The 20,540-nt window shown below is 71.8% G+C and carries 23 protein-coding genes; 12 read left to right on the plus strand and 11 right to left on the minus strand.

Going from position 1 to position 20,540, the window contains the following annotated elements:
• Window positions 1-4: 4 nt before the first annotated feature.
• Window positions 5-817: a class I SAM-dependent methyltransferase gene (locus ACZ44S_RS16160; protein WP_466929718.1), complete on the minus strand. Its 813-nt coding sequence runs from the start codon at window positions 815-817 to the stop codon at window positions 5-7.
• Between the two features lie 389 nt (window positions 818-1,206).
• Here ACZ44S_RS16160 and rpsA point away from each other — a divergent pair, with 389 nt between their 5' ends.
• From rpsA to ACZ44S_RS16180, 4 genes are all read left to right on the plus strand, one after another.
• Window positions 1,207-2,700, plus strand: coding sequence for a 30S ribosomal protein S1 (gene rpsA, locus ACZ44S_RS16165; RefSeq protein ID WP_466929224.1), 1,494 nt, complete (start codon window positions 1,207-1,209; stop codon window positions 2,698-2,700).
• A gap of 191 nt (window positions 2,701-2,891) precedes the next feature.
• The gene (locus ACZ44S_RS16170; RefSeq protein WP_466929227.1) at window positions 2,892-3,830 is read left to right on the plus strand and encodes a PAC2 family protein; all 939 of its coding nucleotides are present in this window, start codon (window positions 2,892-2,894) and stop codon (window positions 3,828-3,830) included.
• A 45-nt stretch (window positions 3,831-3,875) separates the two neighbouring features.
• Entirely contained in the window at window positions 3,876-4,496 is a 621-nt protein-coding gene (gene coaE, locus ACZ44S_RS16175) for a dephospho-CoA kinase (protein ID WP_466929230.1), read from the plus strand.
• Between the two features lie 50 nt (window positions 4,497-4,546).
• Window positions 4,547-4,927 (plus strand): tetratricopeptide repeat protein, encoded by a 381-nt coding sequence (locus ACZ44S_RS16180; RefSeq protein ID WP_190161959.1) that lies wholly within the window; start codon window positions 4,547-4,549, stop codon window positions 4,925-4,927.
• Between the two features lie 10 nt (window positions 4,928-4,937).
• Here ACZ44S_RS16180 and ACZ44S_RS16185 read toward each other — a convergent pair whose 3' ends face one another.
• On the minus strand, window positions 4,938-5,198 hold the full coding sequence (locus ACZ44S_RS16185; RefSeq protein ID WP_466929233.1) for a DUF6343 family protein: 261 nt from the start codon (window positions 5,196-5,198) through the stop codon (window positions 4,938-4,940).
• 160 nt (window positions 5,199-5,358) lie between these two features.
• Here ACZ44S_RS16185 and ACZ44S_RS16190 point away from each other — a divergent pair, with 160 nt between their 5' ends.
• Complete coding sequence (locus ACZ44S_RS16190) at window positions 5,359-6,057, plus strand: class I SAM-dependent methyltransferase (RefSeq protein WP_466929235.1); 699 nt, start codon at window positions 5,359-5,361, stop codon at window positions 6,055-6,057.
• Window positions 6,058-6,138: 81 nt separating this feature from the next.
• On the plus strand, window positions 6,139-6,609 hold the full coding sequence (locus ACZ44S_RS16195) for a DoxX family protein (protein WP_466929238.1): 471 nt from the start codon (window positions 6,139-6,141) through the stop codon (window positions 6,607-6,609).
• 300 nt (window positions 6,610-6,909) lie between these two features.
• On the opposite strand, the gene ACZ44S_RS16200 is transcribed toward ACZ44S_RS16195, so the two are convergent.
• The gene (locus ACZ44S_RS16200; protein ID WP_466929241.1) at window positions 6,910-7,539 is read right to left on the minus strand and encodes an RNA-binding S4 domain-containing protein; all 630 of its coding nucleotides are present in this window, start codon (window positions 7,537-7,539) and stop codon (window positions 6,910-6,912) included.
• A gap of 74 nt (window positions 7,540-7,613) precedes the next feature.
• Between ACZ44S_RS16200 and ACZ44S_RS16205 the strand changes: the two genes are divergently transcribed.
• Window positions 7,614-8,336, plus strand: coding sequence for a uracil-DNA glycosylase (locus ACZ44S_RS16205; RefSeq protein ID WP_466929243.1), 723 nt, complete (start codon window positions 7,614-7,616; stop codon window positions 8,334-8,336).
• 40 nt (window positions 8,337-8,376) lie between these two features.
• On the opposite strand, the gene ACZ44S_RS16210 is transcribed toward ACZ44S_RS16205, so the two are convergent.
• The 3 genes from ACZ44S_RS16210 to ACZ44S_RS16220 all read right to left on the minus strand — a co-directional run bounded on the left by ACZ44S_RS16210 (window position 8,377) and on the right by ACZ44S_RS16220 (window position 10,502).
• The gene (locus tag ACZ44S_RS16210; protein WP_466929246.1) at window positions 8,377-8,841 is read right to left on the minus strand and encodes a GNAT family N-acetyltransferase; all 465 of its coding nucleotides are present in this window, start codon (window positions 8,839-8,841) and stop codon (window positions 8,377-8,379) included.
• Window positions 8,838-9,251, minus strand: coding sequence for a RidA family protein (locus tag ACZ44S_RS16215; protein ID WP_466929249.1), 414 nt, complete (start codon window positions 9,249-9,251; stop codon window positions 8,838-8,840). Before ACZ44S_RS16215 ends, ACZ44S_RS16210 begins: the two co-directional genes overlap by 4 nt.
• Window positions 9,252-9,365: 114 nt before the next feature.
• Window positions 9,366-10,502: a glutathione-independent formaldehyde dehydrogenase gene (locus ACZ44S_RS16220; RefSeq protein ID WP_466929252.1), complete on the minus strand. Its 1,137-nt coding sequence runs from the start codon at window positions 10,500-10,502 to the stop codon at window positions 9,366-9,368.
• A gap of 195 nt (window positions 10,503-10,697) precedes the next feature.
• Between ACZ44S_RS16220 and ACZ44S_RS16225 the strand changes: the two genes are divergently transcribed.
• Window positions 10,698-10,889 (plus strand): hypothetical protein, encoded by a 192-nt coding sequence (locus ACZ44S_RS16225; RefSeq protein WP_361030153.1) that lies wholly within the window; start codon window positions 10,698-10,700, stop codon window positions 10,887-10,889.
• A gap of 24 nt (window positions 10,890-10,913) precedes the next feature.
• Here ACZ44S_RS16225 and glpK read toward each other — a convergent pair whose 3' ends face one another.
• Window positions 10,914-12,431 carry a glycerol kinase GlpK gene (glpK, locus tag ACZ44S_RS16230; protein WP_466929254.1) on the minus strand — a complete coding sequence of 506 codons (1,518 nt, stop codon included), beginning with the start codon at window positions 12,429-12,431 and terminating at the stop codon, window positions 10,914-10,916.
• 39 nt (window positions 12,432-12,470) lie between these two features.
• Complete coding sequence (locus ACZ44S_RS16235; protein WP_466929256.1) at window positions 12,471-13,358, minus strand: MIP/aquaporin family protein; 888 nt, start codon at window positions 13,356-13,358, stop codon at window positions 12,471-12,473.
• A gap of 314 nt (window positions 13,359-13,672) precedes the next feature.
• Between ACZ44S_RS16235 and ACZ44S_RS16240 the strand changes: the two genes are divergently transcribed.
• Entirely contained in the window at window positions 13,673-15,532 is a 1,860-nt protein-coding gene (locus ACZ44S_RS16240) for an FUSC family protein (RefSeq protein ID WP_466929259.1), read from the plus strand.
• Between the two features lie 9 nt (window positions 15,533-15,541).
• On the opposite strand, the gene ACZ44S_RS16245 is transcribed toward ACZ44S_RS16240, so the two are convergent.
• Window positions 15,542-16,495: an endonuclease/exonuclease/phosphatase family protein gene (locus tag ACZ44S_RS16245; protein WP_466929261.1), complete on the minus strand. Its 954-nt coding sequence runs from the start codon at window positions 16,493-16,495 to the stop codon at window positions 15,542-15,544.
• 135 nt (window positions 16,496-16,630) lie between these two features.
• On the opposite strand from ACZ44S_RS16245, the gene ACZ44S_RS16250 reads away from it, so the two are divergent.
• From ACZ44S_RS16250 to ACZ44S_RS16260, 3 genes are all read left to right on the plus strand, one after another.
• The gene (locus ACZ44S_RS16250; protein WP_466929264.1) at window positions 16,631-17,995 is read left to right on the plus strand and encodes an amidohydrolase; all 1,365 of its coding nucleotides are present in this window, start codon (window positions 16,631-16,633) and stop codon (window positions 17,993-17,995) included.
• 78 nt (window positions 17,996-18,073) lie between these two features.
• Window positions 18,074-18,763, plus strand: coding sequence for a DUF899 domain-containing protein (locus tag ACZ44S_RS16255; RefSeq protein ID WP_466929266.1), 690 nt, complete (start codon window positions 18,074-18,076; stop codon window positions 18,761-18,763).
• Window positions 18,764-18,919: 156 nt separating this feature from the next.
• Entirely contained in the window at window positions 18,920-19,102 is a 183-nt protein-coding gene (locus ACZ44S_RS16260; RefSeq protein ID WP_149552605.1) for a hypothetical protein, read from the plus strand.
• Between the two features lie 71 nt (window positions 19,103-19,173).
• Here the strand turns inward: ACZ44S_RS16260 and ACZ44S_RS16265 are convergent, their stop codons facing one another.
• A complete protein-coding gene (locus tag ACZ44S_RS16265) occupies window positions 19,174-19,614 on the minus strand; it encodes a hypothetical protein (RefSeq protein WP_466929269.1) in 441 nt (146 codons plus the stop codon).
• A complete protein-coding gene (locus ACZ44S_RS16270; protein ID WP_466929272.1) occupies window positions 19,611-20,342 on the minus strand; it encodes an ATP-binding protein in 732 nt (243 codons plus the stop codon). The genes ACZ44S_RS16265 and ACZ44S_RS16270 overlap by 4 nt, the downstream gene beginning before the upstream one ends.
• Window positions 20,343-20,540: the final 198 nt, after the last annotated feature.

Here is a 20,540-nt window from a genome sequence, read left to right on the forward strand (position 1 = left end):
GCACTCAGTCCCGCACGCACACGAAGACCGCCGTGCCCGGGATCAGGTTCCCGCGCAGCGGGGACCAGCCGCCCCACTCGGAGGTGTTCCAGGCCGGCCACTCCGGCTCCACCAGGTCCACCAGCCGGAACCCCGAGGCGACGACGTCCCGGACCCGGTCCCCGAGCGTCCTGTGGTGCTCGACGTACACCGCGCGGCCCTCCTCGTCCTGCTCGACGTAGGGCGTGCGGTCGAAGTACGACGCCGAGACGCTCAGCCCCTCCGGCCCCGGCTCGTCGGGGAACGCCCAGCGGATCGGATGCGTGACCGAGAAGACCAGCCGGCCGCCCGGGCGCAGTACCCGGCGCACCTCCCGCAGCACCAGCCGCGGGTCGGCCACGAAGGGCAGCGCCCCGTACGCCGAGCAGACCAGGTCGAAGGAGCCGTCGGCGAAGGGCAGCGCGCCCGCGTCGGCGCACACCAGGGGGAACGGCCCGCCGATGCGCAGCGCGTGCTGCAGCTGCCGGTGCGAGATGTCCAGCGCCACCGGACGCGCCCCCTGGGCGGCCAGCCAGCGCGAGCACTGCGCCGCGCCGGCGCCGAGCTCCAGAACGTCCCGCCCCTTCAGCTCCTCCGGCGGTCCGAGCAGCTCCGCCTCCACCTCGTCCAGACCCTCGGGACCCCACACGAAGCGGTCGTCGCCGAGGAACGTGCCGTGCTCGGTCTGGTACTCGTCGGCGTTGCGGTCCCACCAGCCCCGGTTGGCGCGTGAGCTCTCCGTGACACCGGCCGCCCGCCGGGTCGCCTCCGGTTCGGTCGCTTCGGGCTCTTGGATGATCGGCTCCCTCGTCGTACTCTTCCGTCCAGCCGGCCCCGGCGTCGCCGACGGGCGTTCCCGGACCCTGCGCGGTTCCGGGCCGCACCTGACGTGCGCGTTCCGCCATGCGGGGGAATCGTGCCGGTTATGCGGCGATCCGCCCCGGGTGGGCGGCTTCGCGCATTGACCCTGTCCGGCTGCCCCCGTATGCTACAAGTTGCGCTGCGAGCCTGCGTGCCTCAGACATAGCAGGCTGCGCTCGCATCTGTTGTATGTCCCCTCGGTTCTCGAGGCGTCATCACTGGTCAACGGTGGGACGCTTCCTTGGCTGTCCGGCTTCTGCAGAGCGAAACGGGCTCCGGCGTAGCAGTACCTACGACTTCAATGTCCGTACCGGAGCCCTTTCCCACATGACGAGCAGCACCGAGACCACCGCCACCACCCCGCAGGTAGCGGTCAACGACATCGGTAACGAGGAAGCCTTCCTCGCCGCGATCGACGAGACGATCAAGTACTTCAACGACGGCGACATCGTCGACGGCGTCATCGTGAAGGTCGACCGGGACGAGGTCCTGCTCGACATCGGTTACAAGACCGAAGGCGTTATCCCGAGCCGCGAGCTCTCGATCAAGCACGACGTCGACCCCAACGAGGTCGTCGCCGTCGGTGACGAGATCGAGGCCCTCGTCCTCCAGAAGGAGGACAAGGAAGGCCGCCTGATCCTCTCGAAGAAGCGCGCCCAGTACGAGCGTGCCTGGGGCACCATCGAGAAGATCAAGGAAGAGGACGGGATCGTCACCGGTACCGTCATCGAGGTCGTCAAGGGTGGTCTCATCCTCGACATCGGCCTCCGTGGCTTCCTCCCGGCCTCCCTGGTCGAGATGCGCCGCGTCCGCGACCTCCAGCCCTACGTGGGCAAGGAGCTCGAGGCCAAGATCATCGAGCTGGACAAGAACCGCAACAACGTGGTCCTGTCCCGCCGTGCCTGGCTTGAGCAGACCCAGTCCGAGGTCCGCCAGACGTTCCTCACCACCCTCCAGAAGGGTCAGGTCCGTTCCGGCGTCGTCTCCTCGATCGTCAACTTCGGTGCCTTCGTGGACCTGGGTGGCGTCGACGGTCTGGTCCACGTCTCCGAGCTCTCCTGGAAGCACATCGACCACCCGTCCGAGGTTGTCGAGGTCGGCCAGGAAGTCACCGTCGAGGTTCTCGACGTCGACATGGACCGCGAGCGTGTCTCCCTGTCGCTGAAGGCGACCCAGGAAGACCCGTGGCAGCAGTTCGCCCGCACCCACCAGATCGGCCAGGTCGTGCCCGGCAAGGTCACGAAGCTGGTTCCGTTCGGTGCGTTCGTCCGCGTGGACGAGGGCATCGAGGGTCTGGTCCACATCTCCGAGCTGGCCGAGCGCCACGTGGAGATCCCGGAGCAGGTCGTCCAGGTCAACGACGAGATCTTCGTCAAGGTCATCGACATCGACCTCGAGCGCCGTCGCATCAGCCTCTCGCTGAAGCAGGCCAACGAGTCCTTCGGTGCCGACCCGTCGGCGGTCGAGTTCGACCCGACCCTGTACGGCATGGCCGCGTCCTACGACGACCAGGGCAACTACATCTACCCCGAGGGCTTCGACCCCGAGACCAACGACTGGCTCGAGGGCTACGAGAAGCAGCGCGAGGAGTGGGAGCGCCAGTACGCCGAGGCGCAGCAGCGCTTCGAGCAGCACCAGGCGCAGGTCATCAAGTCCCGCGAGGCGGACGAGAAGGCCGCCGCCGAGGGTGGCGAGGCCGCCGCTCCGGCCGCGTCCGGTGGCGGTTCGTACTCCTCCGAGGGTGGCGACCAGTCCGGCGCGCTGGCCTCGGACGAGGCGCTCGCCGCTCTGCGCGAGAAGCTGGCGGGCGGGCAGAGCTGACGCTCGCTCCCTGACCGTCGACCGAGGGGCCGTACCCGTGAGGGTGCGGCCCCTCGGCGCTGCCCCGGTCCAGGGCGGGCGGGCCGGCCGGTGGCGCAATTTCCCGCGATCCGGCGGGAGTCGCCCCCGCCGGGGAATGTCAGTGCCGCATGCCACGTTGTGTTGTACGAACACGAGGAGGAGCGGTCACTGTGCTTGATCCGCAGGGTTTGTACGCATGGGAGCCGAAGGGGCTCGGCGTCGTCGACATGGCGCTGGCCCAGGAGTCGGCCGGACTTGTCATGCTCTACCACTTCGACGGATACATCGACGCGGGCGAGACCGGGGACCAGATCGTCGACCGGCTGCTCGGTTCGCTGCCCCACCAAGTCGTCGCCCGGTTCGACCACGACCGGCTGGTCGACTACCGCGCCCGGCGTCCGCTGCTGACCTTCACCCGTGACCGCTGGAGCGACTACGAGGTGCCCGCCATCGAGGTGCGCCTCGTCCAGGACGCCACCGGGGCGCCCTTCCTGCTGCTGTCCGGGCCCGAACCGGACATCGAGTGGGAGCGCTTCGCCGCCGCCGTCCAGCAGATCGTGGAGCGGCTCGGCGTACGCCTGTCGGTGAACTTCCACGGCATCCCCATGGGCGTCCCGCACACCCGCCCGGTCGGCATCACCCCGCACGGCAACCGCGCCGACCTCGTCCCGGCGGGCAACAGCCCCTTCGACGAGGCCCAGGTTCCCGGCAGCGCGGAGGCCCTCGTCGAGTACCGGCTGATGCAGGCCGGACACGACGTCCTGGGCGTCGCCGCGCATGTGCCGCACTACATCGCCCGGTCCCCGTACCCCGACGCGGCACTGACCGCCCTGGAGGCCATCACGGCCGCCACCGGCCTGGTCCTGCCCGGAGTCGCGCACGCGCTGCGCACCGACGCCCACCGCACCCAGACCGAGATCGACCGCCAGATCCAGGAGGGCGACGACGAGCTCACCGCCCTCGTGCAGGGTCTCGAGCACCAGTACGACGCGGCGGCGGGCGCGGAGACCCGGGGCAACATGCTCGCCGAGCCGGTGGAGATCCCATCCGCCGACGAGATCGGCCGCGAGTTCGAGCGCTTCCTCGCGGAGCGGGAGGGCGAGAACTGACGCCCCGCGGCCCCGGTGCCGCGGGCAGGCCCTAGGCTGCTGTGCATGCTGACAGTGGGGCTGACCGGCGGCATCGGTGCCGGCAAGAGCGAGGTGTCGCGGCTGCTCGTCGAGTGCGGTGCCGTGCTGATCGACGCGGACCGCATCGCGCGTGAGGTCGTCGCGCCGGGGACACCGGGGCTCGCCGCCGTCGTCGACGCGTTCGGCGAGGACGTCCTCACCGCGGACGGCAGCCTCGACCGGCCGAAACTGGGCTCCGTCGTCTTCGCCGACCCGGAGCAGCTGGCCCTCCTCAACTCGATCGTCCACCCCTTGGTGGGCGCCCGCTCCCGCGAGCTGGAGGAGGCCGCCGCCGAGGACGCCGTGGTCGTCCACGACGTCCCCCTCCTCACGGAGAACGGCCTCGCGTCCCTCTACGACCTGGTGATCGTCGTCGACGCGAGCCCCGCCACCCAGCTCGAGCGGCTCGTGGGCCGGCGCGGCATGACCGAGGAGGACGCCCGGGCACGGATGGCCGCCCAGGCGACCCGCGAGCAGCGCCGGGCGATCGCCGACATCGTCATCGACAATGACGGTCCCCTCGACGAGCTGGAACAACGCGTCAAGGACGTGTGGTCCGACCTCGTCCACCGGGCCCGCGCGTCCCGGAAGCCGTCCCAGGAATAGTCGACCGCGGGCGGGGCGTTGAAGCCGTTCAGCGAGGGAAGGATTCCGCCGTGCCCGAGACCAGCGGTTCGACCGGACGTACGCCGGAGACGCATGTCATCGACTTCCGTGCCGCCGAGCACCTGCTCGCCTCCCGGGACCCGCGGGGTGCGGTCAAACTGCTCGACGGCGTGATCGACGTCCACCCCGAGAACACCGCCGCCCGGCTGCTGCGTGCCCGTGCCTTCTTCGCCGCCGCCCAGCTGCGGCCCGCCGAGCTGGAGTTCTCCCTCGTCCTGGAGCGCGAGCCGGACAACGCCTTCGCCCACTTCGCGCTCGCCCGCACCTACCAGCGGCAGGGCCGTTCCCACCCGGCCAAGCGTCACTTCCGGCTGGCGGCGGCACTGGACCCCAACCCGGAGTACCTGAAGGCCGCCCGCTTCGAGGAGTGACGGACGACCACTAAGGCCGCTTCGGCGGCTCGTACGGAGGGACATCGCGCCCCGGCTGATAGTGCGGTCCCTGGCGGATGTGCCGGACGACGAAGGCCATGTCGACCGTGACGAGCAGCCACAGCACCCCGCACGCGAGCGCCCAGCCCGGATGGCCCGCGAGGGCGAAGGCGACCGTCCCGGCCACCGTCCAGACCTCGCCCCACACGCTCAGCCAGAACCGCATCCGCAGTGCACTGCGCGCGGTCGCCGGCTCACTGCCCGTACGCATCGTCCTCACCACCGCTCGTGCCCGGCCTCCGGGGCCCGGGTGCCCCGGAACCCCCGCCTCACCGCCCGGCCGACCACCGGGACTCACTCGGTCGGGTGAATCCACGAGGCGGGGGAACGGGCGTGCGGACGCGGTCCGTTGGACGGGCATGGAGCTGAAAATGCGTGAGGGGTACGAGGGGACGGGGCCAGGGGCGATCACTCCGGACGGCTGTGCGGTGGAGCTCTATGCGCGGCTGCCCGTCGGGGACGAGCCGGACATCATCGCCGCCGCCGTGCCGGCCGGAGCACGGGTGCTGGAGCTGGGCAGCGGTGTGGGGCGTATGACGCACGCGCTGCTGGAGCGCGGCTTCGACGTCACGGCGGTGGACGAGTCCGCCGGGATGCTGGAGCGGGTGCGGGGCGCCCGGACGATATGCGACGCGATCGAGAAGCTCGACCTCGGCGAGACGTTCGACGTGGTGCTTCTCGCCTCCTTCCTGGTGCATGCGGGGGACGTCGAGGTACGGCGGGGCATGCTGCGCACCTGCGTACGGCATCTGGTGAAGGGCGGATGCGTACTGATCCAGCGGGAGGGCGAGGACTTCCACAGCAATGTGCCGCGCGAGCGGGTCGACCCGGCCGGCTTCACCGTGCGGATCGTGTCGGCGGAGCCGGTCGGCGACGGGGTCGACTCGGTGCGCGCGGAGTACGTGTTCCCGGACGCGGTCTGGACCCAGACCTTCCGCGCCCGCCCGCTGACGAGGCAGCAGTTCGAGGAGGCGCTGGGGGAGGCGGGACTGAGGGTGGACCGGTATCTGACGGAGGACCGGGTGTGGGTGAGAGCCGTCCCGGCGGACGACGACCGAGCGAGGAAATAGCGGCGAGGAGCGATGAGTTCTCGGGCGAAGGGCGGTCTACCTCTCCGACACCGAAACGGACCGCATCCCCAGGAGCCCCACATGTCCGAGACCACCGCCCGCACCGCGACCACCGCCTCCGACGCCGTGTCCCAGGGGGCCGTTGTCGCCGAGTCCGCGACTCCTCGCGGGCGGCGTGCCCGTATCGCGCTGCGCGCCGTGCAGGTGCTGCTCGCACTGTTCTTCGCTACCGCCAGCGCGCTGCCCAAGCTGATCGCGCACTCGACCGCCCTCGAGCCCTTCGAGGAGATGGGCTGGGGCAGCCCGGGCATGTACGCCATCGGCCTGCTCGAACTGGCAGGGGCCGTCGGCCTGTTGGTGCCCGTGCTCCAGTCGGCGGCGGCGATGGGCCTGGCCGCGCTGATGGTGGGTGCGTTCGTGACGCAGATCATGGTCTTCGAGGGCGAACACGCGGCGACCCCGCTCATCCTGCTGGTGCCGCTCGTCCTCATCGCCTGGGCCCGCCGGTCCCACAACGCGGACCTGGTCACCCTGCTGCGCCGCCGGCCCTGACAGCCACCCCGAACCAAGGCCGCCACCCGCCCGTTCCCCGGGCGGTGAGGGCGGCCCCGGCCGGGAGAACGGGCCGGGGCCGTGGGGTGCGGGCGCGAGTTCTGCCGCCGCGTCGGAGCCTGTTCGCGGTGGCGGGCGGTGGTTCGTGCAGGGCGGGCCCGGGCTTTTGTCCGTGCCCGGCCGGTCAGGGGCGTGGGGTGCCCGCGGCAGCGTCTGCCGCCGGGGCGGGCCACCGTGCGGCGGCGATGCCGTCGGCGTTCTCCGCAGGCCGGTCCGAGGCGCTCTGCCGCGTCCGGCCGGTCAAGGCCGGTTCGTGCCGCCGGTGTCCCGGCCGCGGGACCGGCGGCCGCCCTGCGTGCCCCGGGTGCCCGAGCCGCCGCGGCCACCGGTCCCGCCCGGCAGCGTGCCGCGGCCGGCCGCGCGGCGCCCTCCGGGCCCGGCGCCCGGGTCACCGGCGCCGCTCTCCCCGGGCCCGCCGAATCCGACCGGGCCGCCGAGCCCGCGCAGTCGTTCCATCTCGCGGCGGTCGCGCTTGGTCGGGCGGCCCGCGCCGCGGTCGCGGACACCGGCCGGGGCGACGGCCTCGCGGGGCGGAGGGGGCGGCGAGTTGTCGATGTAGCACTGGACGGCCACCGGAGCGCCCACCCGCTTGCGGATCAGCCGCTTGACGACCACGATCCGCTCCCGGGTCTCGGCCCGCAGCCGCACCTCGTCACCGACGCGCACGGAGTGCGAGGGCTTCACCCGCTCGCCGTTCACCCGGACGTGCCCGCCCCGGCAGGCGGCGGCGCCGAGGGACCGCGTCTTGACCAGACGCACCGACCAGATCCAGCTGTCGATCCGCACGGACTCACCGGCCCCCGGCCCTGCCGCCTCGGCGGCGGCCACCGCAGCGGCGGTTCTGGGGTCCTCGGCACTCTCAGAAGCCATGGTCCCGACCCTAACCCCGGGGCCACCGCCGGTGCCGAAATTTTCCGGCCGCCGGCAGCACCTACCGTGGAGCCATGGACCCCAGCGGCCTCTCCCGTCTCGACCAGCGCATCGCCGGCTGCCGTGCCTGCCCCCGGCTGGTCGACTGGCGTGAGGAGGTCGCCCGTACCAAGCGCGCCGCGTTCGCGGACTGGACGTACTGGGGCAGGCCCGTACCCGGATTCGGACCGCCGGACGCCCGGCTGCTGATCGTCGGGCTGGCACCGGCGGCGCACGGCGGCAACCGCACGGGCCGGATGTTCACCGGGGACCGTTCCGGGGACGTGCTGTACCAGGCCCTGTACGACGTCGGGCTCGCCTCGCAGCCGGCCTCCGTGCACGCGGCGGACGGCCTGCGGCTGTACGGCGTACGCGTCACCTCGCCCGTGCACTGCGCCCCGCCCGCCAACAAGCCCACCCCCGAGGAGCGGGACGCCTGCCGGCCCTGGCTGGTGCAGGAGCTGCACCTGCTGCGCCCCACGGTCCGGGCCGCCCTCGTCCTCGGTGCCTTCGGCTGGCAGGCCGCCCTGCCGGCGTTCGCCGAGGCCGGCTGGACCGTACCTCGCCCCCGGCCCGCCTTCGCACACGGCGCCCGCGTCACGCTGGATGCCCCCGACGGCCCGGGCCTCGACCTGTTCGGCTGCTTCCACGTCAGCCAGCGCAACACCTTCACCGGCCGGCTCACCCCCGAGATGCTCCGAGAAGTACTGCGCACCGCGGCCGGCGCGGCGGGACTGGGCACACCGGAAAGCAGGTGAGCGGTACGCCCGCCGCGTCCGACGCCGAGGCCCGGGTGTCCTACGGCCGCCACACGTACCGCACGTCCGGCTCCCGCTCCTCGTTCCCGGAGCCGTCGGTCCGCTCGACGGCCGTGAATCCGTGCCGCTCGTAGAAGCGACGGGCCGGCGCGTTGACCTGGAAGGTCCACAGGGCAAGCCCCGCGGGACTGCGCTGCTTGGCCAGCGCGACGAACCGGTCACCGAGCCCGCGCCCGCGCCACCCGGGGTCGAGGTACAGCTGCTCCAGCTCCTCACCCTCCAGCACCAGCACGCCGACGACGCCCTCGTCGGCCGTCTCCGCCACCCACGTCTCACGCAGGGGCACCAGAACGTGCCGGAAGTACTCCCGGACCTCGTCGTCGGTACGGGGCCGGACCACGCCCGGCAGCGCGGCGGTGAAGGACCGCAGCCACACGACGGCCGCGGCCCCGGCATCGGAGGGGAGGGCCCGGCGCAGCGTGACGGCCCCCTCGGGGACCGTCACGACCCGGCGCCGTCGGGGACGACCGCCGTCGCCGTGATCTCCACGAGCTGCCCGGTGTAGCCGAGGCAGGCCACACCGATCAGGGTCGACGAGTGGGGCCCGGTGCTCAGCCCGGACGCCTCGACGACATCCCACACGGCGGAGAGCACGGCGGGCTCACCGCTCACCACGTACACATCGGTCGTGACGACCTGGTCCAGGGAGCTGCCCACCGCCCTCAGCTGTTCCTCGAGGTTGGCGATCACCTGCCGGGCCTGGAGTACCGCATCCCCCTCGCCGACCAGCTTCCCGTCCGCGGTCAGCGGGACGGAACCGGCGAGGAACGCCAGCCTGGTGCCCGCCTCGACGACGGAGGCGTGGGAGTAGGAGGGCGGCGGGAACAGGGTGGGAACGGTGACACGCTGGATCACGGCGGCTCCTGGAGCGGTGGACGGTCGACGCCGTGGTCGATCGTCCACCGGTCCGCCCGCCGCCGCATCCGAATTACGGCCGAGGCCTCGGAACGGCTCCCGCGCGCCTCGCGGCTACGGGCGCAGCACCACCTTGGTGTAGCCCTCGATCCGCTTGTCGAACTTGTCGTAGGCGGACGGCGCCTGGCCCAGGGGCAGTTCGTGGGAGACGACGAAGCTCGGCTTCGCCCTGCCCTCGATGATCATGTCGCGCAGGAACCGGTTGTAGCGCTTCACGTTGCACTGTCCGGTGCCCATCCGCAGGCCCTTCTCGAAGAGCTTGCCGACCGCGACGAGGAGCATGCCCTGCTTGGACTGCTCGTCCGGGGCGCCGGGGTCGGAGGGGACGTAGAGCCCGGGCACCCCGAGCATTCCGGTGGCCCGTACCGTACGGATGAGGGAGTTCAGCACGGTCGCCGGTTCCTCGCGGTCCGTGCCGCCGCCGGCCGACGCCTGGTAGCCGACGGCGTCGATGCCCTTGTCAGTGCCCATGCCCTCGGTCTGCGCGTGGATCTGCTCGACCGGGTCGCCCTTGGAGAAGTCGATCGGGATCGCCCCGATCTCCTCGGCCTTCTGCAGCCGCTCGGGGACCCGGTCCACGACGAACACCTTCCGTGCGCCGCGCAGCAGCGCCGAGTAGGCCGCCATGAGACCGACCGGGCCCGCGCCGTACACCGTGACGCTCTCGCCGGGGCGGACCTGGGCGAGTTCACAGCCGTGGTAGCCCGTGGGGAAGATGTCGGCGAGCAGGATGAAGTCGTTCTCGTGTTCCTGCCCCGGCGGCAGTTTCAGGCAGTTGAAGTCGGCGTAGGGCACACGCAGGTATTCGGCCTGCCCGCCCTTCCACGGCCCCATCGCGACGTAGCCGTAGGCGCCGCCCGGGAAACCGGGATTGACGGTCAGACAGTATCCGGTGAACCCCTCGACACAGTTGGTGCAGAATCCGCAGGCGACGTTGAAGGGCATGACCACACGGTCGCCCTCCTTGAGCCCGGTGACGCCCGGGCCGACCTCGGCGACGGTCCCCATGTTCTCGTGGCCGAAGGTGATGCCGGGTTCGGCGGCGGTGCGGCCCTCGTACATATGCAGGTCGGAGCCGCAGATGGCGGTCGAGGTGATCCGTACGATCACGTCGTTCGGATGCTGGATGGTGGGGTTGTCGACTTCTTCGACCGCGACTTCGAACGGTCCTTTGTACACGACGGCCTTCATGACCACGACCTCCACTCGGTGGCGTATGTGTCCGGTTGCCGCACCTCTCCCGATGGTCCGCGTGACCGATATCTCATGATTCTCCGGTCCGCTGAACGGGGCAAGCCGGTAATAATTCCTGAATATCGTTTTCGGTGTCGTCCGGTACGAACCGGCGCCGTACCCCGAGTCGTATCGCGAGAGGAAAGGGCGGAGATGGCAGCGCAGAGGCTGGGAACACTGCTGGTCGCCGTGCCCGGGCTGTCCGGCACCACCTATCCGCCGGGCACGACGGTGACCGTCCGCGGTCGCGGTGCCACGGTCGACGCCTATGTGAACGGCGACTGGCTCCCGCTGTCGTGGTGGGAGTTCTCCGACGGTCTTCGCGAGGACATCGCCGACCGCTGACCCGCGGCCCCGCCGGTCAGGTCCTCAGGTGACCTTGACCCAGTCCATGGTGCGTTCCACGGCCCGCTTCCAGTCCTGGTAGCCCTCCTGGCGGCGTTCCTCGCTCCACTGCGGCTCCCAGCGCTTCGACTCCTGCCAGTGAGTGCGCAGCTCGTCGGTGTCGCGCCAGAAGCCCACGGCGAGCCCGGCGGCGTAGGCGGCGCCCAGCGCGGTGGTCTCGGCGACCACGGGACGGCTCACCGGCACGCCCAGCACATCGGCCTGGATCTGCATGCACAGGTCGTTCGCGGTGACGCCGCCGTCGACCTTGAGCACGTCCAGATGCACACCCGAGTCCTGCTCCATGGCCTCGACGACGTCGCGGCTCTGGTAGCAGATGGCCTCCAGTGTGGCCCGCGCGATGTGCCCGCCGGTGTTGTACCGGGAGAGCCCCACCATGGCGCCGCGGGCGTCGGAACGCCAGTAGGGGGCGAACAGGCCGGAGAAGGCGGGAACGAAGTACATCCCGCCGTTGTCCTCCACCGTGCGCGCCAGCTGCTCGCTGTCCGGGGCGCTTCCGATGATCTTCAGCTGGTCGCGCAGCCACTGCACGGCGGCGCCGGTGACGGCGATGGAGCCCTCCAGCGCGTAGACCACGGGAGCGCCGGCGAACTGGTACGCGACCGTCGTCAGCAGCCCGCTGCGCGAACGCACCAGCTCGGTACCGGTGTTGAGCACGAGGAAGTTGCCCGTGCCGTAGGTGTTCTTGGCCTCGCCGGGGGAGAAGCAGACCTGCCCGACGGTGGCCGCGTGCTGGTCGCCCAGCACGCCGGTGATCGGGACGGCGGCGCCCAGCGGCCGGGAGGTGCGGGCCTGGCCGAACGCGTCGGGGTGGGACGAGGGGTGGATGGCCGGCAGCATGGAGCGCGGGATGCCGAAGATCCCCAGCAGCTCGTCGTCCCAGTCCAGGGTCTCCAGGTTCATCAGCATGGTGCGGCTGGCGTTGGTCACGTCCGTGGCGTGCACACCGCCGTTGGGTCCGCCGGTGAGGTTCCACAGCACCCAGGCGTCCGTGTTGCCGAACAGGGCGTGGCCCGCCTCGGCGGCTTCGCGCAGCCCGTCCACGTTCTCCAGCAGCCATTTGATCTTGCCGCCGGAGAAGTACGTGGCCGGCGGCAGTCCGGCCTTGTGGCGGATGACGTCGCCGTGACCGTCGCGTTCGAGGGTGGCGGCGATGCGGTCGGTGCGGGTGTCCTGCCAGACGATGGCGTTGTAGTACGGGCGGCCGGTGCGCGGGTCCCAGACCACTGTCGTCTCGCGCTGGTTGGTGATACCGATGGCGCGCAGGTCGTCGGCCGTGAGACCACCGTCCCGCAGGGCGTTCTGGATCACCGTGTTGGTGCGCTCCCAGATCTCCACCGGGTCGTGCTCGACCCACCCGGACCTCGGCAGGATCTGCTGGTGCTCGAGCTGGTGCTTCGCCACCTCGTTCCCCGAGTGGTCGAAGATCATGAAGCGGGTGCTGGTGGTCCCCTGGTCCACCGCGCCGACGAATTCGGGCATCGCTGCCACCTCTCCTGGTGTGACGACAGGGCCTGGGGACTACGGTTCCTCGGTGGCGGGGCCTTCCTCCTGCGCTCCCGCCCTGGCGTTGATCACCGGCTTGATGAGCAGGTCGTAGACGCCGACACCGACGACGCCGCCGATCAGCGGGCCCACGATGGGAATCCACCAGTAGCTGCTGAACCACCCGAATGTCCCGGGTAGTGCGATCGAGCCCCAGCCCTCGAAGTAGGTGAACAGCCGTGGCCCGAAATCTCGCGCGGGATTGATGGCGTATCCGGCATTGGTGCCGAACGTCAGTCCGATCACGGTGACCACCAGGCCGATGAGGAACGGATGCAGATTCGACAGGGGGGCCACATTGCGCAGGTCGATGAGCGCGCAGACGAGCAGAAGAAGGATTCCTGTTCCCACGATCTGGTCGAGCAGCGGACCCCACCACGAATCCCCGAAATACTCGGCTGGGAATGTCGCGAAGATGGAGTAGGTGGCCAGTGATTCGTCCCGTGGGACTCCTGCGGTGGTTTCGGCCGCGTCGATCGCCCACCGGTAGCAGGCGTAGACGAGCGCGGCTCCGGCGAAGGCGCCCACCACCTGGGCCAGCCAGTACGGCAGGACCTTCCGCCACGGGAAGTCCCCGCGTACGGCGAAGGCCAGCGTCACCGCGGGGTTGATGTGGGCGCCGCTGATGCCACCGGCCACATAGACACCGAACACCACGGCGAGGCCCCAGCCCCATGCGATGATCAGCCAGTTGGCCGGCCCGAATTCCACCGCCTGTCGTCCCGACCCGGGTAGGCCGACCACGGCGACGGCCACGGAACCGGCGCCCAGCAGAAGCAGGACGAACGTCCCCAGGAATTCGGCGAGCATTTCACCGCCGACACCTTCTTTATAACCGCGTCTACGTGCAGTGCGTTCAGCCATCGGCTCTCCTCGGCAGGAATGGCGCGGGCCTTTCCTCCCCCTACCGGAAGCGTATGCGCATGGCGGTGATCGGGCGCGCGGGGCGTCATATTTACCTCCAATAGAGCAATCCATGCCGTCACCACGGCGGTGGCCCGAGGCGGCCCTCATGCGGGTCCACGGACACCACGGCCCCCTCCGGATCGTCACCTCCCGGAAACACGGCCGTTCACCTTCCTGCCACCGCACCGGTTACCGTGGGAGCCACGTTTCCCCGGCCCGGTCAGTGTCGTCCGTGAGCTCGATTCCGATTCCGACGCGACGACCGGAGCCCCGTGAGCCGTTCCACCCGTGCCGTTCCCCCCTGGCTCGCCCATGCCCTGCGGGCCCAGCGGGGGCCGGTCGCCTGGGGCGCGGTCGCGCGGGGCGCGCTGGGCGGCGGGCCCCTGCTGCTCGCGGCCGTCCTCGCGGGACGGCCCACCCTCGGGGTCGTCGCCGCCATCGGCGCCATGTTCGCCGGCATCAACGACCGTCCCGGCAGCCGGCGGTCCTCGGTCGGGCGGATCGGGGGACCCGCGCTCGCGGGCGCGGCCGGGCTGGCCGTCGGGACGTACGCGGGCGAACACCTCGCGGCCGTACCGCTCACGCTGCTGCTCACCGGGCTCGCACTGATCGCCGGTGCGGTCAGCGCGCCGGGGCCCGTGGGCTCCGCCGTGGGCACCCAGTTGCTGGTCGGCGCGGCCGTCGGGGCCGGGATGCCGTTGCCCGAACCGGGCTGGCTGCGGGCGCTCGCCCTGCTCGCCGGCGCCGGATGGCTCCTGCTGCTGCGGCTGGCGCTGCCGGAGTCGCTGGCCGCCACCTTCCGGCTGGACTTCCGCTTCGACGGTGAACGGGGCGCCGTCGCCGGGGTGTACGACGCCATCGCCGCGCTGCTCGACGCCACCGGGACCCCGCACGCCACCGCACGCCGGGCCGCGCTCACGGCCGCCCTCGACCAGGCACAGGACGCGCTCACCGGCCCCCGGCTGCGGCGGTACGCCTCCTCCGCGGCCGAACGCCGGCTGCACGCGCAGTACGCCGCCGCCCTGCCGCTCGCCGAAGCCGCGACCGCACTGGCCTGGGCGGGTGAGGCCGTACCGGCCCGTGCGTCCGAAGGCCCCCGGCGCCTGGCCGCCGCCGTACGCGGCGGCACCCCGACCGGGCCGTTGCCCGCCCCCTCCCGGTCCGCGCCCGCCCTGCGCGCCCTGGACGACGCCCTGCTGCGCGCCGCGGAAGCCTTCGACTCGGGCGCGGGCGGCGACCTGCACAGCCGCAAGCGGTCCCGGGCCGCCCGGCTGCGGACCGTCACCGGCGCCCGGGGCCGGGAGTACGGAATGCGGGTCGCCCTCTGCTTCGGTGCCGGCGTCGCCATCGCCCAGGCCCTGCACCACGCCCGCTGGTACGGGCAGCACGCGCACTGGTACTGGCTGCCCGCCACCGTCGTGTTCCTGGTCAAGCCCGACCTCGGGCCGCTCGCGTCCCGGGTGCTGTCCCGGGCCGCCGGGACCGTGTTCGGCGCCCTCCTGTTCGCCGCCTTCGCCGCGGTGCTGCCCCGGCCGGGAGGGCTGGTCGCCCTGGTCGTGGTGAGCGGGGCGCTGATCCCGTTCGCCGCGCGGCACTTCGCCGCGCAGACCGCCGTCGTCACCGTGCTGGTGCTCGCCCTGGTGATGGCCGCCGGCGAACCCCAGGCCTCCGCCGGCCGGATCGGCGAAACCCTGCTGGCCTGCGCCGTCGTGCTGGTCGTCGGTCATCTCCCGATGCCGGGCCGGCGTGGTGACGCCATCCGGGCCCGGCTCACGGAAGCGGGTGGCGCCGCACAGGCCTACCTCGACCACGTCCTCGGCGGCTCCGGCGACCGCGAGGCCCGCTGGGCCCTGCGCCGCGAGGCGTACCGCACCCTCGCGGAAGCCCGCACGGCCATCGCCCTCGCCTCCGCCGAACTGCCCACGCTCGCCCGGCACGCGGACGGCACCGACGAGATCGCCGCCAGCCTCGAACTGCTCGTCGACACCACCACCGCCTGTGCCGTCCACCTCGACGACACCGGCGGGCTCGGCCCCCGGCACCTGGCACGGCTCACCGAACTGCGGGACGAACTCACCCGGCGCCACGAACGCGCCGGGCTCCCCTCGACCGCACTGCGCGTCGCCGGGTGACGACCCCGCTCAGGCCACCCGCACCCACACCGGTGCGTGGTCCGACCCCGGCGTGCCGCGACGCTCCCCGGGGTCCGCGCCGACCGACGGCAGCCGCGGCGGGCCCTCGTCCGGCAGGCCCGTGCCCGCCGTCGTCACCCGGCGCACCAGACGGTGACTGAGCAGCACATGGTCGATCAGCTCCCGGCGCCCGGAGTTCACCCGCGAATAGCGCTGCGCCGCCGGGATGAGCGGGGCGACGTCCCACAGCCGCGCGGCGTCGCCGTTGTCCGGACGGTCGTGGCCGGGCGTGCCGATCTCCGAACCGGGCGGGCCGAGCAGGATCTGCGTGGTCGCCGCCTGCACCTCGTCGTTGAGGTCGCCGAGGACCGCCACGTCCCGGTCCCGCCCGTCACCGTCGAGCAACTCGTCCGCCAGGGCGCGCAGCGCCGCCGCCTCCGCCGCCCGCCGGTACAGGGCGTAGGCGCCGTAGCGGGCCCGTTCGCCCTCGTCACGCGGATGGAACCGGTTGTCCGGATACGACAGCAGCTTCGACTTCAGATGAGCGACCGCCACCCGCAGTGGCGACCCGTCCTCACCCGTCACCTCCACCGCGAGGAAGCCCCGGCCCGCCGCACCGGCCGTCAGCCCCGAGTCGTCCGCCTGGACCGGGTGCAGCTTCGGCGGGAACGCCGCGGTGTCGGCGATCACCGTCAGCTCCGTACGGCTCAGGAAGCCGACCCGTATGCCCCGGCCGTCCGCGTGCTCGGACAGGGCGATCCGCCAGTCGTCGTCCAGCATCCCGGCCAGATCTTCCAGCGCGCCGGGATCGCCGACCTCCTGCACGCCGAGCAGCGCCGGATCCAGTTCCGTGATCACGGCCGCGAGCGCGGCCAGTTTCGACTCGTACGTGGCCTCGTCCGCGGGCCCGAAAGGGCCGCCGGGCCGGTAGAGGTTCTCCAGGTTCCAGGTGCCGAGGAGCATTCAGGGCCCCTTTCAGCCGTGGGCGGGCTCGTGGTGAGGCCAGGGTGCGCGCCCGGCCCGCCCCGCGACAGAGCCGCGACGGGGATGTCGCGGTTCGGCTCACTCCGGGTCAGGAAGGCGTCGTACGTTGTCGGGATGACGCCTTCTGCCGTGGAGAGTCCCGCCGGACTCATCATCACCGGATGCACCGTCCTCACGCACGACGATCAAGAACGGACCGGTTTCGCGGAGGACGCGGCCGTCGTCGTACGCGACGGGGTCGTGGCGGAGGTGACCCGCGCCGAGGCGGTCGTGGGACGGGCGGCCGACGAGTGGATCGACGGCCGGGGACAGGTCGCCCTGCCCGGCCTGATCAACTGTCACACGCACGCCCCGATGGTGGCCCTTCGCGGGCTCGCCGAGGACCTGCCGACGGAGCAGTGGTTCAACGACGTGGTCTGGCCCGTGGAGTCCAACCTCACCGAGCGGGACGTGGAACTGGGGGCGCGGCTCGCCTGCGCGGAGATGATCCGGGGCGGCGTCACCTGCTTCGCCGACCACTACTTCGCCATGGACGCGGTCGCCGCCGTGGTCGCCGAGTGCGGGATGCGGGCACTGCTGGGGGAGGCGTACTTCTCCTCCCAGGGCGCCCAGGGGCGCGAGCACTCTGTGGAGTTCGCGCTGCGGCACCGCGGCTCGGCGGACGGCCGCATCACCACCGCGCTCGCCCCGCACGCCCCCTACACCGTGAACGACGCGGACCTCGCCGCCACCGCCGAACTGGCCCGCACCCACGGGCTGCCCGTCCATCTGCACGCCGCTGAGAACCGCGACCAGACCGAGGCCTCCCTCGCCCGGCACGGCGTCACCCCCGTCGAGGTCCTGTCCCGCACCGGGATCCTCGACACGGACGTGCTCATCGCCCACGGCACCGGCATCGTCGAGAGCGATCTGCCGCTTCTGGAGCGTGCGGAGGGACGTACCGCCGTGGCCACCGCGCCCCGCGGCTACCTCAAGTTCGCCTGGCCCACCACCACACCGGTGCGGGCGCTGCGGGACATCGGCATCCCGGTGGGGCTCGCAACGGACGGCGCCGCCTCCAACAACTCCCTCGACGTGTGGGAGTCGATGGCCCTCACCTCCCTGATCCAGAAGTCGACGGAGGACGACCCCCGCTGGCTGACCTCTCGTCAGGCCCTGCACCACGCCACGCTGCAGAGCGCACGCGCGGTCGGCCTCGCGGGCAGCGTCGGCTCGATCGCGCCCGGCCACCGCGCCGACATCGTCCTCGTCGACCTCACCGGACCACACACCCAGCCGGTCCACGACCTCGCCGCGACCCTGGTGCACAGCGCCCGCGCCGCCGACGTCCGTACGACGATCGTCGACGGCCGCGTCCTCATGCGGGACCGTGAGCTGCTCACCATCGACGTGCCCGAGGTGCTGCGGGAGCTGGGGGAGCGGCTGCCGGCGCTGGTCGACCGGAGCCACGGACGGCGTGTCCAGGACTACGACACCTGAAAACATCCAGGCCGGGCGATGAGTTCGGAGCGCGCCCGCAGTCACCCCTTGCAACGGGACCGTTGCACAGGAGGAACCATGTCGCTTCCGGAGATCGTCTCGCGTGCCGAGTGGCGCGCGGCGCGCGAGGAACTGCTGGCCAAGGAGAAGGCCGTCACCCGCGCGCGGGACGCGCTCAACGCCGAGCGGCGCCGGCTGCCGATGGTCCTGATCGACCGGGAGTACGCCTTCGAGGGCGGCGACGGCAGGGCCACGCTGCTGGATCTGTTCCAGGGGCGGCAGCAGCTCGTCGTCCACCACTTCATGTTCGCCCCCGAATGGGAGGCCGGGTGCCGCGGCTGCTCCGCGTTCCTGGACCAGATCGGACATCTCGCCCACCTCGGGGCCCGGGGCACCTCCTTCGCCGCGGTCTCCCGGGCGCCGTACACGAGGATCCTGCCGTTCAAGGCGCGGATGGGGTGGACGGTGCCCTGGTACTCCTCGTACCCCGGCGTCTTCAACGAGGATTTCGACGTGACCCTCGAGTTCGAGGGGGAGCTGGTCGAGCGGTCGGGGCTGAGCTGCTTCCTGCGGGACGGCGACCAGGTCTTCCACACGTACTCGGCCTACGGGCGAGGCATCGAAGGGCTCGGCTCGACCACCAGCCTGCTGGACCTCACCGCGCTCGGCAGGCAGGAGGCGTGGGAGGAACCCGAGGGGCGCGCGTGGGCTCTCGGGGCGGCTGCGGGAGGGGAGCGTGTCCGGTATCACGACGAGTACGACGACTGACACGGAAGGTGACGGATTACTCCGAAAAGCTGAGAGCCCGCTCACACGTGGCGGTGAACGGGTGTCAACTACGTCTCAGTACCGTCACTGAGCGAGGCGTTCGCCCCATGGTTGGCGTTTAACTCTACGAGTACAGCGCTACATGGAGGTGGCAGGGTGAACGGGCGAACGGTGCTCGAACGCTTTCCCGCAGGTGGACCGCGCGGCTCATGGCCGGCGGAGGAGTTCGCGCATGCGCGGCGCCTGGAAGGACTGCCCGCCGAGGTTGTCATGGACCTCGCTACCGACATGTTCCTGGTGATCGTCCGCGGCGACGGCGGCGGTGATGTGACGGCGTGAGCGGACGCATGACGCCGAGGTCCTGAGCGGCGTCGAGGGCACCCGGGGGGGCGAGGGTCCCGGAAGGCCGCCTACGCGCTGACCGGACGGGACCAGGCGGGGGTGGTGTCCGTCAGGCGGCACAGAGCCAGGTAGAGGGGTATCGGCGGCGTGTAGGGGAGCGTGCCGTCGGGACGATGGATCAGACCGGGCAGCTCGGGGGCCCCGGCGTCGGGGAGGACCGCGCCGGCCGCGTAGTGCGCGGGGGCGGGCCACTCCAGCGCGTAGTCGGAGTCGGACGGGACCAGCCACCACCAGTGCGCCTCATCGGCGTAGACGCATCCCACCCGGGGCAGTCGGGGCAGCACCAGCGGGCCGAAGCGGGCAGGTACCGCCACCGCGTCGCAGCCCATGGGTGCCGTCATGCCGTCGGGTACCGGCAGCCGGCGGGGGGTGGCCGGGGTGTTCCGTCCGCGCTGGAGGTTAACCAGCGAGTTCAGGCTCAGCACCCGGGTGCCACTGGCGCCTGTCACGCCCGGCCCCCGTCCCGGTGGACGCGTTGGTGCGGAGTGAAGTCCGACGTCGCCGCCGGGTGTGCGTCCGGGGCGGCCGCCGGTGTCCGCGCCGGCCGGTGCGACTGGGTGGTCCCGCCGCCGTCCGGCTCGTTGTCGCCGCCGTCCGGGCCGCCGTCCGGGCCGCCGTCCGGGCCGGGCTTGGGCCGGGCGCCCCAGCCCAGGTCGTTGCGCGGTTCCGCGGGGTCGAGCGGAGTGTCCGCCCCGCGGGGAAGGTCGGCCCAGACCAGCAGCCCTGGACCGTGCTCGTGGGCGCCCCAGGCATGACACAGGGCGTCGACGAGGAGCAACCCCCTCCCGTGTTCCTCCTCCGGCCGCTGCCGGGTGTTCGCCCGCGGCAGGTCCGGTGCGCAGCCCTCGTCCCGCACGGCGATGCGCACCAGATCGTCGCCGTCGTGCAGCTCGCAGACCACGTGGCTGCTCGCGGTGTGCACGATGGCGTTGGTGACCAGTTCGGAGACGACCAGTTCCGCCGTGTCGCAGATGTCCTCGCACACCGACCAGCCGGTCAGCCGTGCCCTCGTCAGGCGTCTGGCCTGAGCCGGGGAACCCGGATGAGCGGCCAGTTCGAAACGGAACCGGCGCTCGGCAGCGGCCTCCGAGGGGGCTGGTGCCGAGGCGGCGCCGAGGCCGACGGAACCTGCGGCGGCGTCTGTTCCTAAGGGCGCGGACGGAATCACGCTTGCCACTATCGCCCCGCCGTGAACACTTGGCAAGTGTCACTCTGAAAAATGCAGAGTGCTGTGTGACGGTCTGGAAGGCCGTGGCACACTGCTCGCAACAGCACCTCGCGCGGCGCCAGTTGGGATCGCCGGAGATTTGTTCGAACGGACGTTCGATCGAATGGGTCTTCGGAAGGATCTTCGAATGGCGCCGCCGGGCTGTCA

The sequence above is a fragment of the Streptomyces malachitofuscus genome (assembly GCF_055571035.1).